At 68.9% G+C, this 14,951-nt stretch carries 11 protein-coding genes and 1 tRNA gene; 10 read left to right on the plus strand and 2 right to left on the minus strand.

What is annotated here, in order from left to right; genetic code table 11:
* The first annotated feature begins 25 nt into the window (after positions 1 to 25).
* The 6 genes from trpB (at position 26) to pyk (ending at position 11,266) form a co-directional block, all read left to right on the plus strand.
* On the plus strand, positions 26 to 1,330 hold the full coding sequence (gene trpB, locus RBS12_RS01230; RefSeq protein WP_307964506.1) for a tryptophan synthase subunit beta: 1,305 nt from the start codon (positions 26 to 28) through the stop codon (positions 1,328 to 1,330).
* On the plus strand, positions 1,327 to 2,181 hold the full coding sequence (gene trpA / locus RBS12_RS01235) for a tryptophan synthase subunit alpha (protein WP_307964224.1): 855 nt from the start codon (positions 1,327 to 1,329) through the stop codon (positions 2,179 to 2,181). Before trpB ends, trpA begins: the two co-directional genes overlap by 4 nt.
* Positions 2,178 to 3,296 (plus strand): prolipoprotein diacylglyceryl transferase, encoded by a 1,119-nt coding sequence (gene lgt / locus RBS12_RS01240; protein WP_307964225.1) that lies wholly within the window; start codon positions 2,178 to 2,180, stop codon positions 3,294 to 3,296. Before trpA ends, lgt begins: the two co-directional genes overlap by 4 nt.
* Positions 3,297 to 3,548: 252 nt before the next feature.
* Positions 3,549 to 8,207, plus strand: coding sequence for a glutamate synthase large subunit (gltB, locus tag RBS12_RS01245; protein ID WP_307964226.1), 4,659 nt, complete (start codon positions 3,549 to 3,551; stop codon positions 8,205 to 8,207).
* Positions 8,200 to 9,657, plus strand: a complete 1,458-nt coding sequence (locus RBS12_RS01250) for a glutamate synthase subunit beta (protein ID WP_307964227.1) — start codon at positions 8,200 to 8,202, stop codon at positions 9,655 to 9,657. Before gltB ends, RBS12_RS01250 begins: the two co-directional genes overlap by 8 nt.
* A gap of 124 nt (positions 9,658 to 9,781) precedes the next feature.
* Entirely contained in the window at positions 9,782 to 11,266 is a 1,485-nt protein-coding gene (gene pyk, locus RBS12_RS01255; protein WP_307964228.1) for a pyruvate kinase, read from the plus strand.
* A gap of 79 nt (positions 11,267 to 11,345) precedes the next feature.
* On the opposite strand, the gene RBS12_RS01260 is transcribed toward pyk, so the two are convergent.
* Entirely contained in the window at positions 11,346 to 11,987 is a 642-nt protein-coding gene (locus RBS12_RS01260) for a response regulator (protein ID WP_307964229.1), read from the minus strand.
* 145 nt (positions 11,988 to 12,132) lie between these two features.
* Here RBS12_RS01260 and RBS12_RS01265 point away from each other — a divergent pair.
* The 4 genes from RBS12_RS01265 (at position 12,133) to RBS12_RS01280 (ending at position 14,332) form a co-directional block, all read left to right on the plus strand.
* Positions 12,133 to 12,214, plus strand: a tRNA-Leu gene (locus RBS12_RS01265).
* 122 nt (positions 12,215 to 12,336) lie between these two features.
* Entirely contained in the window at positions 12,337 to 13,530 is a 1,194-nt protein-coding gene (locus RBS12_RS01270) for an anion permease (protein ID WP_307964230.1), read from the plus strand.
* Positions 13,527 to 13,763: a hypothetical protein gene (locus RBS12_RS01275; RefSeq protein WP_307964231.1), complete on the plus strand. Its 237-nt coding sequence runs from the start codon at positions 13,527 to 13,529 to the stop codon at positions 13,761 to 13,763. Before RBS12_RS01270 ends, RBS12_RS01275 begins: the two co-directional genes overlap by 4 nt.
* Before the next feature lie 29 nt (positions 13,764 to 13,792).
* The gene (locus RBS12_RS01280) at positions 13,793 to 14,332 is read left to right on the plus strand and encodes a dihydrofolate reductase family protein (protein ID WP_307964232.1); all 540 of its coding nucleotides are present in this window, start codon (positions 13,793 to 13,795) and stop codon (positions 14,330 to 14,332) included.
* 50 nt (positions 14,333 to 14,382) lie between these two features.
* Here the strand turns inward: RBS12_RS01280 and RBS12_RS01285 are convergent, their stop codons facing one another.
* Complete coding sequence (locus tag RBS12_RS01285; protein WP_307964233.1) at positions 14,383 to 14,877, minus strand: hotdog fold thioesterase; 495 nt, start codon at positions 14,875 to 14,877, stop codon at positions 14,383 to 14,385.
* Positions 14,878 to 14,951: the final 74 nt, after the last annotated feature.

The raw sequence follows: 14,951 nt of genomic DNA on the forward strand, positions 1-14,951 counted from the left end.
CGCGGACGCCTTCCTCGGGGGAAGCCTGCGCCACGCGGCCGGGCCCTACTACGGCGCCTACGGCGGCCGCTGGATGCCAGAGTCGCTCATCGCTGCCCTTGACGAGCTCGAGGAGACGTTCGAGAAGGCCAAGCAGGATCCGGAGTTCCTCGCGGAGATCGCGGAGCTCAACCGGAACTACTCGGGCCGGCCCTCGCTCCTGACCGAGGCGAAGCGCTTCTCGGCCCACGCGGGAGGGGTGCGCGTGTTCCTCAAGCGCGAGGACCTCAACCACACGGGCTCGCACAAGATCAACAACGTGCTCGGCCAGGCGCTCCTCGCGAAGCGCATGGGCAAGACCCGCATCATCGCCGAGACGGGTGCCGGCCAGCACGGCGTCGCGAGCGCCACGGCCGCGGCGTTCCTCGGCCTCGAATGCGTCGTGTACATGGGCGCCGAGGACTGTCGGCGCCAGGCCCTCAACGTCGCCCGCATGCAGCTCCTCGGCGCGACCGTGGTCCCCGTGACCAACGGCTCGCAGACCCTCAAGGACGCCATCAACGACGCCCTGCGCGACTGGGTCGCGAACGTCGAGACGACGCATTACCTTCTGGGCACAGCGGCCGGGGCCCATCCGTTCCCGTCCCTCGTCCGCTTCTTCCACGAGGTCATCGGCGAGGAGGCCCGCGCGCAGATCCTCGAGCAGACCGCCAAGCTGCCCGACGCTGTGTGTGCGTGCATCGGAGGCGGATCCAACGCGATCGGCATCTTCCACGGGTTCCTCGACGATCCGTCGGTGCGACTCTACGGCTTCGAGGCCGGCGGCGACGGCGTCGAGACGGGCCGTCACGCTGCGACCATCACGCTCGGCCGCCCCGGCGTCCTCCACGGCGCCCGCTCGTATCTCATGCAGGACGAGGACGGACAGACGATCGAGTCGCATTCGATCTCGGCCGGGCTCGACTACCCCGGTGTGGGTCCCGAGCACTCCTACCTCCACGACATCGGCCGCGTCGCGTACGAGCCGATCACGGATGCCGAGGCCATGGAAGCGTTCAGCCTCCTGTGCCGCACGGAGGGGATCATTCCCGCGATCGAGTCGTCCCATGCGCTTGCCGGGGCCATCAAGGTGGGGCAGCGTTTGGCCGCGGAGGGAGGCGACCCGAGCGATCGGATCGTCATCGTGAACCTCTCTGGCCGGGGCGACAAGGACGTCCAGACGGCAGCCGACTGGTTCGGCATGCTCGACGAGAACGGCCAGGTCAAGGGCACAACGCTCTCGACGAGGCAGCCCAAGGGAGCCAGTCCGCACACCGCCGGCGCAGTCGGCACGGGGGAGGAGAACGCATGAGCGCGTCGCAGCAGACCGGGCCGGTCACGGGGGAGCGGGCGGCCGTGAGCAAGGTCGCGGCGGCGATCGACCGAGCAAAGGCCGAAGGCCGTGCGGCCCTCGTGGGCTATCTGCCGGCGGGCTACCCCAGCGTGCAGGAGAGCATCGACGCCGCCATCGAACTGGCGCGGAACGGTGCGGATGTCATCGAGATCGGCATTCCGTACTCGGACCCGGTGATGGACGGAAGCGTCATCCAGGCAGCGACGACGGAAGCACTGGCCCGCGGATTCCGCGTGGCGAGCGTGTTCGACGTCGTCAAGGCCGTCACCGACGCAACGGCCGCGCTCGGTACCGCGGTGCTCGTCATGACCTATTGGAATCCCGTCATGCGGATGGGCGTCGACGAGTTCGCGCGCCGCCTGGCCGAAGCAGGCGGAGCGGGCCTCATCACGCCCGACCTCATTCCGGACGAGGCGGCCGAATGGTTCGACGCGTCCGAGAAGTACGGTCTCGACCGCGTGTTCCTCGTCGCCCCGTCGACGACGCCCGAACGCATGGCCATGACGGTCGCAGCGACGCGTGGCTTCACGTACGCCGTGTCGCTCATGGGAGTGACGGGTGCGCGCGAGGCGGTCGACCAGAGCGCCCAGCGCGTCGTCGCGGGGGCCCGCGAGGCCGGCGCCGAGCGGGTGTGCGTGGGGCTCGGCGTCTCGAATGCCGAGCACGTCCGAGAGATTGCCGCGTATGCGGACGGCGTGATCGTCGGCACCGCGATCGTGAGCGCGCTGCGCGACGGCGGACCGGCTGCGGTCGGCCGCCTTGCCGCCGAGCTCAGCTCGGGCCTCGGCCGAGCGACGGGCCCTGCGTGACCCTCGCGGTCGCTGAGCGAGTCTTCGCGCCTGCGGCGATCCCGACTCCCCCGTGGTCCGGGTTCGATCTCCCACTCCCGTGGGGTTCGCTGCGGATCCACGCCTACGCGCTCTGCATCCTCCTCGGCATCGTCGTGGCCCTGTGGCTCACGGCGCGGAGGTGGAAGGCGAGGGGCGGCAGAGTCGACTCGATCTGGGACATCTCGATCTGGGCGATCCCGGCCGGGATCATCGGCGGGCGCCTCTACCATGTGTTCTCCTCCCCGGACCGGTACTTCGGGCCGGGGTACAACGGCACCGGCGATCCGTGGGCGATCCTGCGGATCTGGGAGGGCGGCCTCGGCATCTGGGGTGCCGTTGTCCTCGGTGCCGTCGGGGCGTTGATCGGGTGCCGCCGTTCCGGGGTGCGGCTCACGGCCTTCATGGATGCCGCCGCGCCGGGCCTCCTGCTGGCTCAGGGCATCGGCCGGTGGGGCAACTACTTCAACCAGGAGCTGTTCGGCGGTCCGACGACGCTGCCGTGGGGCCTTGAGGTGGACCCGTCGAACCCGAACTTTCCAGCCGGCTACGCGGTGGGCACGCTGTTCCACCCGACGTTCCTCTACGAATGCGTGTGGAACCTTGTCGGCGTCGTGCTGCTCGTGTGGCTTGACCGTCGGTTCCGTGTGCGCGGGGGGCGGCTGTTCTGGACATACGCCGCCTACTACACGCTCGGTCGTGTGTGGATCGAGGCCCTGCGGATCGATCCCGCCCAGCAGATCACGCTGTTCGGCGTCACGACGCGTCTCAATGTGTGGACGAGCATCGTCGTCTTCCTTGCCGCAGCCCTTGTGCTCCTCGCCCTGAGCGCGCGCCGCGCACGCGAGACGGATAGCGTGTGGCTCCCCGGCCGCGAGCCCCTGGGCGGGGGCGGTGCCGGGATGGATCAGGAGCCCCTCCAGGACGCGTCGTATGCAACCTCTGGTGCCCCATCGGCAACTGATATCCAACATTCGGACTCGGCCGTCTCGGAATACGGCGACCATGGTAAGGTGACGTCACATCGAGCCGCCCTCGATGACCCGCGTCCCGCATCTCAGGACGCGTCGGATTCGGCAGGGGGCGAAGGCAAGTAGGGCTTCGGCCAGGCTCGCCACGATGCAGGCCACCGCCAGCGCGTCGCTCGCACCACAAGGATGTGGATCACCGGTCACCCGAGCTCCGTAAAGCCGGGCCAGGGTGGGTAGGAGGCTCGACGCTGTTCGACGGCGCGGCGCTCACCCTACAATTTCCAGTAATCATCGCCGTGTTTGGGCGCACCATGCCCGGCAATGCGGGGCCAACGTTGTCCCCTGTCGCGAATCGACCAGGAGGAAGGACGTTTCGTCATGACTCACCCGACACACGGCACCGCCGTCGAGCCCAGCGCAGGAGTCGAACACAGCGCAGGAGTCGAACACAGCTCAGGGGGGGCCACCTCCCCGTTCGAGCGATTCTCGGCCCTTCCGGCGTCGACGGGCCTCTACCGTGCGGACCAGGAGAAGGACGCGTGCGGTCTCGCAATCGTCGCGACTCTCCGTGGCGAGGGCGGGCACGACATCGTCGATGCTGCCCTTCATGCGCTGCGGGCGCTTGAGCACCGTGGCGCTGTCGGCGCCGATGAAGGAACGGGCGACGGCGCGGGCATCCTTCTCCAGGTCCCGGACGCATTCTTCCGCGCGGCTGTCGACTTCGAACTCCCCGCCGCCGGGCAGTACGCGGTGGGCATCGCGTTCCTCCCTGCCGAGGACCGCGAGGACGCCGCCGCGCGCTCCGGCATCGAGGCACTCGCCGAGTCGGAGGGCCTGACGGTCCTCGGCTGGCGCGAGGTCCCCGTCGTCGCTGAGCTCGTCGGAGCGATGGCGCGCGCGTGCATGCCGCGCTTCGCGCAGCCGTTCTTCGCCTCGGCGACGGGCGCGGAGCTCGACCGCAACGATCTCGACGCCCGCGTGTGGCGCATTCGTAAGCGCGCCCAGAACAAGCATGGCGTGTACTTCCCGTCGCTGTCGTCGCGCACGATCGTCTACAAGGGCATGCTCACGACCGCGCAGCTCGAGCCGTTCTATCCGGACCTGTCCGACGACCGGTTCACCACGAAGCTCGCCATCGTGCACTCGCGCTTCTCGACGAACACGTTCCCGTCGTGGCCGCTGGCCCAGCCGTTCCGCACGATCGCGCACAACGGCGAGATCAACACGGTCAAGGGCAACCGCAACTGGATGCGCGCTCGTCAATCGCAGCTCGCGAGCGCGCTGCTCGGCGACGTCCCCGAGGAGCTTTTCCCGATCTGCACGCCCGGCGCCTCCGACTCGGCCTCGTTCGACGAGGTCGCGGAGCTCCTGTGGCTTTCGGGCCGGCCGATCACGCACGCGATCATGATGATGATCCCCGAGGCGTGGGAGAACCACGCGACGATGGATCCGGCTCGCCGCGCGTTCTACGAGTACCACTCGCTCCTCATGGAGCCGTGGGACGGCCCCGCGGCCGTCTCGTTCACGGACGGGAGCGTCGTGGGCGCGACGCTCGACCGCAACGGCCTCCGGCCGTGCCGCTACTGGGTGACCGAAGACGGCCTCGTCGTCTTCGCGTCGGAGGTCGGCGTCGTCGACATCGAGCCCGCGAAGGTCGTCAAGAAGGGCCGCGTCTCGCCGGGCAAGATGTTCGTCGTCGACACCGAGGCTGGGCGCATCATCGAGGACGCCGAGGTCAAGGCCGAGGTCGCGGGCGCGAACCCGTGGCAGGAATGGGTCGACGAGAACGTCATCCGCCTCGACGAGCTCCCCGAGCGCGAGCACGTCGTCCACACCCCGCAGTCGGTCAACGTCCGCCAGCGGACGTTCGGCTACACCCAGGAAGAGCTGCGCGTCCTCGTCGGGCCCATGGCCCGCACGGGCGCGGAGCCGATCGGCGCCATGGGCTCGGATACCCCCGTCGCGGTCCTCTCGAAGCGTCCGCGCCTCCTTTTCGACTACTTCGTGCAGTCGTTCGCGCAGGTGACCAACCCGCCGCTCGACGCGATCCGCGAGGAGCTCGTGACGAGCCTCAACGGCGCGATCGGGCCCAACGGCAACCTGCTCAGCACGGGCCAGGTGCGGGAGAAGCAGCTCATCCTTCCGTTCCCGGTCATCAACAACGACCAGCTTGCGAAGATCGCGAACATCGAGGCTGCCTCGGGGCCCAATGCGGGCGACCGGATCGCAGTCAAGATCCGCGGCCTCTATCGGCCCGAGGGCGGCGAAGCCGCGCTTCGCGCGCGCCTGACCGAGATCTGCGAGCAGGTCTCGGGCGCGATCAACCGCGGGGTCCAGTACATCGTGCTCTCGGACCGTGATTCGAACGCGCAGTGGGCGCCGATCCCGTCGCTCCTGCTTGTCTCGGCGGTGCACCACCATCTGCTGCGCAGCGCGAACCGCACGAAGTCTGCGCTCGTCGTCGAGGCGGGCGACGTGCGCGAGGTGCATCACGTCGCAGTCCTGCTCGGGTACGGCGCGTCTGCCGTCAACCCGTACCTCGCGATGGAGTCCGTCGAAGAGCTCATCCGCTCGGGGGACCTTCCGGGCGTGAGCCCCGAGGCCGGCGTCTACAACCTCATCAAGGGCCTCGGCAAGGGCGTCCTCAAGATCATGTCCAAGATGGGCATCTCGACCGTCGCCTCGTATTGCGGCGCGCAGACGTTCGAGGCGCTGGGCCTCTCCCAGGATCTCGTCGACGAGTTCTTCGCCGGCACGCACAGCCAGCTCGGCGGTGTGGGCCTCGACGTCATCGCGGCCGAGGTCGCGGCGCGCCATGAGATGGCGTACCCTGCGTCGGGCATCGAGCAGCCCCACCGGGCGCTCCTCAACGGCGGCGAGTACCAGTGGCGCCGCGACGGCGAGCCGCATCTGTTCAACCCGGAGACGGTCTTCCGCCTCCAGCACGCGACGCGCGAGCGCCGCTACGACGTGTTCAAGGCGTACACGAGGGGCGTCGACGACCAGTCGAAGAACCTCATGACGCTGCGCGGCCTGCTCGCGTTCCGTGAGGGCATCCGCCCCGCGGTGCCGATCGAGGAAGTCGAGCCGGTCTCGAGCATCGTCAAGCGCTTCTCGACGGGCGCCATGAGCTACGGCTCGATCTCGAAGGAGGCCCACGAGACCCTCGCGATCGCCATGAACCGCCTCGGTGCACGCTCGAACACGGGCGAGGGCGGCGAGGACGTGGACCGCCTCCTCGATCCCGAGCGGCGTTCGGCGATCAAGCAGGTCGCGTCGGGACGCTTCGGCGTCACGAGCCTGTACCTCACGAACGCGACGGACATCCAGATCAAGATGGCCCAGGGCGCGAAGCCCGGCGAGGGCGGCCAGCTCATGGCCCAGAAGGTCTACCCGTGGGTCGCGCGGACGCGCCATTCGACTCCCGGCGTGACGCTCATCTCACCGCCGCCGCACCACGACATCTACTCGATCGAGGACCTCGCGCAGCTCATCTACGACTGCAAGCGGTCGAACCCGAGCGCGCGCGTCCACGTCAAGCTCGTCTCGGAGGTGGGCATCGGCACGGTCGCCGCAGGTGTGACGAAGGCGAAGGCCGACGTCGTCCTCGTCTCGGGGTACGACGGCGGAACCGGCGCCTCGCCGCTCAACTCGCTCAAGCACGCGGGCGTCCCGTGGGAGCTCGGCCTCGCCGAGACGCAGCAGACGCTTATGCTCAATGGGCTGCGCGACCGCGTGGTGGTGCAAGTAGATGGCCAGCTCAAGACCGGTCGCGACGTCGTCATCGCGGCGCTCCTCGGCGCCGAAGAGTACGGCTTCGCGACGGCGCCCCTCGTCGTCTCGGGCTGCATCATGATGCGCGTGTGCCACCTCGACACGTGTCCCGTGGGCGTCGCCACCCAGAACCCTGAGCTCCGCGCGCGTTTCGCGGGCAAGCCCGAGTTCGTGGTCAACTTCTTCGAGTTCGTCGCCGAGGAGATCCGCGAGGTCCTCGCGCAGCTCGGCTTCCGCTCGCTCGAGGAGGCAATCGGGCGCTCGGAGTTCCTCGACACGAAGGACGCGATCGACCACTGGAAGGCTGAGGGCTTGGACCTCTCGCCGATCCTGGCGGGGCTCGACTTCGACGAGGATGCGCCCCTGCGCAACCTCACGGGTCAGAACCACGAGCTCGACAAGCACTTCGATGTCGAGCTCATCGAGATGTCCCAAGACGCGCTCAGGGATCGCAGCCCGGTCAAGATCAGCCTGCCCGTGGTCAACACGGACCGCTCGGTCGGCACGATGCTCGGGCACGAGGTCACCCGCACGTTCGGGACCGAGACGCTTGCGACGGACACCATCGACGTGACCCTCACGGGCACGGCCGGCCAGTCGCTCGGCGCGTTCCTTCCCGCGGGCATCACGCTGCGGCTCTTCGGAGACTCGAACGACTATGTCGCCAAGGGCCTCTCCGGCGGCCGCGTGATCGTCCGCCCGGACCGCACGAACGTGTTCCCGGCCGAGGAGAACGTCATTGCCGGCAACGTCATCGGCTACGGCGCAACGAGCGGCGAGATCTTCCTGCGGGGGATCGTTGGGGAGCGCTTCCTCGTCCGCAACTCGGGTGCCACCGCCGTCGTCGAGGGCATCGGCGACCACGGCTGCGAGTACATGACCGGCGGCCAGGCCGTGATCCTCGGCCGTACCGGCCGCAACTTCGGCGCGGGCATGTCCGGTGGAACCGCCTTCGTGCTCGACCTCGACCCCACGAAGGTCAACACGCAGTCGCTCGACACGGGCGAGCTCACGCTCCTCGAGCTCGACGACGAGGACCGCGACATCGTGCGGAACCTCATCGCGAAGCACGCGGAGGAGACGGGCTCGCAGCTCGCGCAGCGGCTGCTCGACAACTTCGACGACACCGCGGCCCGTATGACGAAGGTCCTGCCGCGCGACTACGCGGCGGTCCAGCAGACCCGTCTGAGCGCCCTCGAGGAGGGCCTCGACCCGGACGGGGAGGAAGTTTGGTCTCGCATCCTGGAGGTGACCGGTGGCTGATCCACGCGGATTCCTGAAGGTTCGGCAGCGTGAGACGCAGCCGCGCCGTCCTGTTCCCGTCCGCATCATGGACTGGAAGGAGGTCTACGAGGCCCAGGAGAACGGCGTCCTCAAGCGCCAGGCGAGCCGCTGCATGGACTGCGGCATCCCGTTCTGCCACCACGGCTGCCCGCTCGGCAACCTCATTCCCGAGTGGAACGACCTCACGTGGCGCGGCAAGGAGCAGGACGCGAGCGAGCGTCTTCACGCGACGAACAACTTCCCCGAGTTCACGGGGCGCCTGTGTCCCGCGCCGTGCGAGTCCGCGTGCGTGCTGGGCATCAACCAGCCGGCCGTGACGATCAAGCAGATCGAGGTCTCCATCGCCGAGCAGGCGTTCGAGGGCGGGTTCGTCGAGCCGCTTCCGCCGGCGCGCCTCACGGGCAAGACGGTCGCCGTCGTCGGCTCGGGGCCCGCGGGCCTCGCCGCCGCCCAGCAGCTCACGCGCGTCGGCCATACGGTCGCCGTCTATGAGCGGGACGACCGCATCGGCGGCCTCCTGCGCTACGGCATCCCTGACTTCAAGATGGAGAAGGAGGTGCTCGACCGCCGCCTCGAGCAGATGAAGGCGGAGGGCACACGCTTCCGTTCCGGAGTCGACGTCGGCCGCGACGTGAGCTGGGACCAGCTGCGGCGGCGGTACGACGCCGTGGTCGTGGCCACGGGTGCGACACTGCCGCGCGATCTCGCGATCCCCGGGCGCGAGCTCGACGGCGTGCACTTCGCCATGGAGTACCTCGTCCAGTCCAACCGGGTCGTCGCCGGGGAAACGGTCGAGAACCAGATCGACGCACGCGGCAAGCACGTCGTCATCCTCGGCGGCGGTGACACCGGCGCCGACTGCATCGGCACGGCGCACCGGCAGCAGGCCGCCTCCGTCACGACGCTCGCGATCGGCACGCAGCCCCCGTCGGAGCGCCCCGCCCACCAGCCGTGGCCGATGTTCCCGAACCTCTTCGAGGTCGCGAGCGCGCACGAGGAAGGCGGCGAGCGGACCTACCTCGCGTCGACGGTCGAGTACATCGGCGAGAACGGCAAGGTCACGGGCCTCAAGGTCGCCGAGACCGAGTTCGTCGACGGGAAGCGGCTCCCGAAGGCCGGGACGGAGCGGATCATCCCCGCAGATCTCGTCCTCCTCTCGCTCGGCTTCACGGGCGCGGAGAAGTCGGGCCTCCCCGAGCAGATCGATGCCCCGTTCGACGAGCGCGGCAACGTGGGGCGCGACGCCGCCTATATGACGGCGACCCCTGGCGTCTTCGTCGCGGGAGACGCCGGGCGCGGCCAGTCGCTCATCGTGTGGGCCATCGCCGAGGGCCGCGCCTGCGCGGCCGAAGTCGACCGGCACCTCATGGGCAGCACCATCCTCCCGGCTCCGGTCGCCCCCACCGACCGCGCCATTTCAGTCCTCTGATCCAACGCGCAGGGCCTGCCGAAGCAAAGCGTCGGGGGGCCCCGCGTGCTTGAGTGGGATCGAATCCCGCGAAATTCATCCCCCAGACATCCATGTCCCGCACACAACCCCTAGGGTGAGGTATATGAGACGCGCGAAAATCGTTGCCACGTTCGGCCCGGCCATTTCGAGCTATGAGAAGACCCTCGCGGTCATCGAAGCTGGCGTTGACGTGGCCCGGCTCAACATGAGCCACGGCGACCACAGTGTCCACGACGCGACGTATGAGAACGTCCGCAAGGCCTCCGCCGAGCTCCACAAGGCAGTCGGCATCATGGCCGACCTTCAGGGCCCCAAGATCCGGCTCGGCCGCTTCGTCGAGGGCCCCCACGAGCTCGCGCCCGGCGACGTCTTCACGATCACGACCGAAGACGTGCCCGGCACGAAGGAGATCTGCTCGACGACGCTCAAGAGCCTGACCGAGGACGTCGCACCGGGCGACACGCTCCTCATCGACGACGGCAAGGTCATGCTGCGCGCGACGGCGGTCGACGACGTCAAGGTCACGACCGAGGTCGTCATCGGAGGCATGGTGTCCAACAACAAGGGCATCAACCTTCCCGGCGTTGCCGTCAACGTCCCCGCTCTGAGTGAGAAGGACGAGGTGGACCTCCGCTGGGCCCTCCAGCGCGGCGTCGACTTCGTGGCGCTCTCGTTCGTGCGCGACGCGAAGGACATCGAGCGAGTCCACGAGATCATGGACGAAGAGGGCCGCCGGGTTCCGGTCATCGCGAAGATCGAGAAGCCGCAGGCCGTCGAGCAGCTCCACGAGATCATCGACGCGTTCGACGCCATCATGGTCGCCCGCGGCGACCTCGGCGTCGAGCTGCCCCTCGAGGAGGTCCCGCTGGTCCAGAAGCGCGCGATCGAGCTTGCACGCCGCTGGGCCAAGCCGGTCATCGTCGCGACCCAGGTCCTCGAGTCCATGATCGAGAATCCGCGTCCGACGCGCGCCGAGGCGTCCGACTGCGCCAACGCTGTCCTCGACGGCGCGGACGCCGTCATGCTCTCCGGAGAGACGAGCGTCGGGGCCTACCCGATCGAGACCGTGCGCACGATGGCGAAGATCATCGAGTCGACCGAGGATCACGGCCTCGAGCGTGTTCCGCCGCTCGGTTCACAGCCGAAGACGCGCGGTGGCGCGATCACCCGCGCCGCCGTGACGATCGCCGACCAGCTCGACGCGAAGTACATCTGCACGTTCACGCAGTCCGGCGATTCGGCTCGCCGCCTGAGCCGCCTGCGCCCGCAGAAGCCGATCTTCGCGTTCACGCCGCTCGCGTCGACCCTCAACATCCTGAGCCTGTGCTGGGGCATCCAGCCTCGCCTGGTCGAGTTCGCGCTGCACACCGACCAGATGGTCGCCCAGGTGGATGAGTACCTTCTCCGCTCGAGCCTGGCCGATCCCGGCGACCTCGTCGTCATCGCCGCCGGTTCGCCTCCCGGCGTTGCCGGCTCGACCAACGCGGTGCGCGTCCACAGGGTGGGCGATATCGCCGACGCCGGTGCCAAGCCCGAGCGCGAGCAGGTCGGCCCGTGGCCGCTCCCGCAGGAGCCCCGCGGCGTCTGACGCCTTGACGGCATGAAGAAGGGCGGTACCCGAATCGGGTATCGCCCTTCTTCGCTCGCCCCCAGAGGGGAAGCGACGGTCAGCTGACCTGGCTGATGATGGTCTCGGCGACTTCGCGCATGCTCAGACGGCGGTCCATGGACGTCTTCTGGATCCAGCGGAACGCCTCCGGCTCCGTGAGGCCCATCTTGGTCATGAGCAGGCTCTTGGCGCGCTCGACGAGCTTGCGGGTCGCGAACTGCTCCTGCAGGTCGCTCACCTCTGCCTCGAGGGTCTTGATCTCCTCGTGGCGCGAGAGGGCGATCTCGATCGCGGGGATGAGGTCGTTGGGGGTGAACGGCTTGACGACGTAGGCCATCGCCCCGGCGTCACGAGCGCGCTCGACGAGTTCCTTCTGGCTGAACGCGGTCAGGAGCACGACGGGGGCGATACGGGCCTTGACGATCTTCTCGGCCGCCGAGATGCCGTCCATCACGGGCATCTTGACGTCCATGAGCACAAGATCCGGGCGAAGTTCCTCGGCCAGCTCAACGGCCTTCTCGCCGTTGTCGGCCTCGCCGACCACCTCGAAGCCCTCGCCTCGGAGGATTTCGATGATGTCGAGGCGGATGAGGGTTTCGTCCTCGGCAACGACTACGCGGCGCGCCGGAGTGGCTTCCGCTGCGGCGGGCTTGGCGGACGGTGTGGGCTTGGCGGTCGTCTCCGACGTCTTCTCGGACACTCGGGCTCCTTGCTGCAGGTGAACGTGGATCTAGGTCGATCCTACCGGGGGACGCGCCGTCGCGCGCGAGTGACGCGGTAGGCCGCGGCGTCGGCGTGCCTGTAGAGTGGTTCCGCGCAGCCGACGCAGTGCGGTGCGCAGGCAGGCCCGAGTGGCGGAATCGGCAGACGCGCCGCACTCAAAATGCGGTATCGAAAGGTGTGAGGGTTCGAGTCCCTCCTCGGGCACCGTTAGGATGGTTCCTCGGCACGGGGTGAACCCCAGGCATCCGGAAAATGAACAGCAGGTGACATCCGGTCTGGGCTGGGCACACGCGCCGCATCACTGCCGACTTCGGATGGGACCCCGGGTGGACATCACCGCCATGATCGCGCTGGTCATCGCGCTCGCGCTCTTCTTCGACTTCACGAACGGCTTCCACGACACGGCGAACGCCATGGCGACCCCGATCGCGACGGGAGCCATCTCGCCGCGCAAGGCGGTGGCGCTCGCCGCGGTGCTCAACCTCGTGGGAGCGTTCCTCTCCACCGAGGTGGCGAAGACGATCTCGAGCGGAATCATCCGCGAAGGCACCGCGGGCGTCCACATCACGCCGGAGGTCATCTTCGCTGGCCTCATCGGTGCGGTCGTGTGGAACATGTTCACGTGGCTCCGCGGACTCCCGTCGAGCTCCTCGCACGCTCTCTTCGGCGGGCTCATCGGAGCCGCCGTCGTCGGCATCGGCCTGTTTTCGGTGAACTTCGTCACGGTGCTCTCCAAGGTCATCATCCCGGCGGTCGCGGCACCCCTCATCGCGGGAACATCGGCTTGGGTGTGCACGCGCCTCGCCTACGCCATCACGTCCCGGCGCGACGAGGTGACGGGGGCGAAGCTCCACCAGGGCCGGGCGGGCTTCCGCGTCGGCCAGATCTTCACGTCGAGCCTCGTCGCGCTGTCCCACGGCACGAACGACGCACAGAAGACGATGGGCATCATCACGCTCGTCCTCATCGCGGGAGGCCTCCAAGCTCCCGGGAGCGGACCGCAGTGGTGGGTCATCTTCGCGTGCGCAGCCGCGATCGCCCTCGGAACCTATGCGGGCGGCTGGCGCATCATCCGTACCGTGGGCACGGGCCTGACCGAAGTCCGGCCAGCCCAGGGCTTCGCCTCGGAGTCGAGCACGGCCGCAGCCATCCTCGCGTCCTCGCACCTCGGCTTCGCGCTCTCGACGACGCAGGTCACCAGCGGCTCCGTCATCGGTTCGGGCCTCGGCCGCAGCGGGACGTCGATCCGCTGGGGTACCGCGGGTCGAATCGTTCTCGGGTGGCTCCTCACCCTCCCGGCGGCCGCCGCCGTCGGCGGGGCTGCAGCGCTCGTCGTCGGATTCGGGCCGATCGGCGTCATCGTCGTCGCGGCGTGCGGGATCGCCGCCATCGTGTGGATGTTCGTGCTCAGCCGCCGCGAACGGGTGAGCCACCACAACGTCGTCGAGGTCGAGGAGGCCGGGGACGCCGTGAGCTTCCCGGATCGCCGCGTGCGCACTTCGAATGGAGGGAACCGATGATCGACTGGGCAGGGTTCTTCGTCGTCGCCGCTGCAACGATCCTCGGGGCCGGCAGCATCGTCCTGTTCTTCGCTCTCGGCGTGCGCCTCGGGGCCGAGGGCAAGGATCCGCTCCGCGGCGGCGAGCAGCGGCGACGGCTCGGCATCGTGGCCGCGTCGCGCGTCTGCTACGCGCTCGCCGGGATCGCCGTCTTGTACGGCGTCTATCTCATGGTGCCGTACTTCAAGCACTGACTTGGGCGCCGAGGGCTAGGCTGGCCCCCATGGGAGAGTTCGTGTACTACGTGGGGGCCAGCCTCGACGGCTACATCGCGCAGGACGGCGGCGGGTTGGCCTGGCTCGAGAAGTTCAACGACGTCGAGGGCCTGGGGGAGTCCTACCAGACGTTCGAGGACCGCGTGGGCTGCGTGGTCATGGGCGGCGAGACGTACGACTGGATCCGCGAGCACCACCCGGGCGAGTGGTCGTACAAAGTGCCGTGCTGGGTGTTCACCCACCATGAGCACACCGCCCCGGAGGGTGCCGACGTCGTGATTGTGCGTGGCGACGTCGCCGAATTCGCCGGCGAACTGCGGCGCGACGCGGGGGACAAGGACGTCTACATCGTGGGCGGCGGCGACCTCGCGGGCCAGTTCCTTTCGGCGGGTCTCGTGGACCGGATCGTCGTCACGCACGTTCCTGTCGTCCTCGGCGGCGGGGTGCCGCTGTTCGGCGGGCGGGCGCTCGAGAACCCGCGCGACTACCGCCTGGCCGGCGTTTCGGAGCGCGCGGGAACGGTCGAGCTCGACTACCGGCTCGCGTGAGCCGGGCCGCGTCTGCCGAGCAGGGCTGGGCCCCTTGAGCCTGACTGCGCCTACGCCGTGCCGCGGGCGTCTCGCAGCAGGTTGGTGATCCTCGCCGTGCAGACGCGACGTCCCTCGGCGTCCCAGATCACGACCTCGTGGGATGCCACGCTTCCGCCCAGATGAAGGGCCGTGCACACCCCGCGGACCACGCCCTCCGACACAGCGCGGTGGTGCGTCGCATTGAGGTCGAGGCCGACGGCGATCCGCCCGGGTCCGGCATGCAGAGTCGCCGAGAACGAACCGAGCGTCTCGGCGAGGGCCGCGCTCGCTCCGCCGTGCAGGAGGCCGACGACCTGCGTGTTGCCCGCGACGGGCATCGTCGCGACCGAACGCGCCGGCCCGAGCTCCTCGAAGACGATGCCGAGCTTCGCCACGAGTGCCCCGACGCCGGAGTCCGCAAGCCAGTCGCGCAGATGCGCCGGGATGTTGGCGTCGACGAGCTCCTGGGCGTAGTTGCCGGGCACGCCCACGACGCGGCCGGTCCGAGTGTCTTTCCCGTCCATGCCCACTAGGCTGGCACCCGTGAGTCAAACGAGCAAAGCCGAGTACGCCGTCGTCGATCCTGTGGGGAAGCCGG

The organism is Sinomonas sp. ASV322 (genome assembly GCF_030908245.1).
Lineage (GTDB): Bacteria > Actinomycetota > Actinomycetes > Actinomycetales > Micrococcaceae > Sinomonas.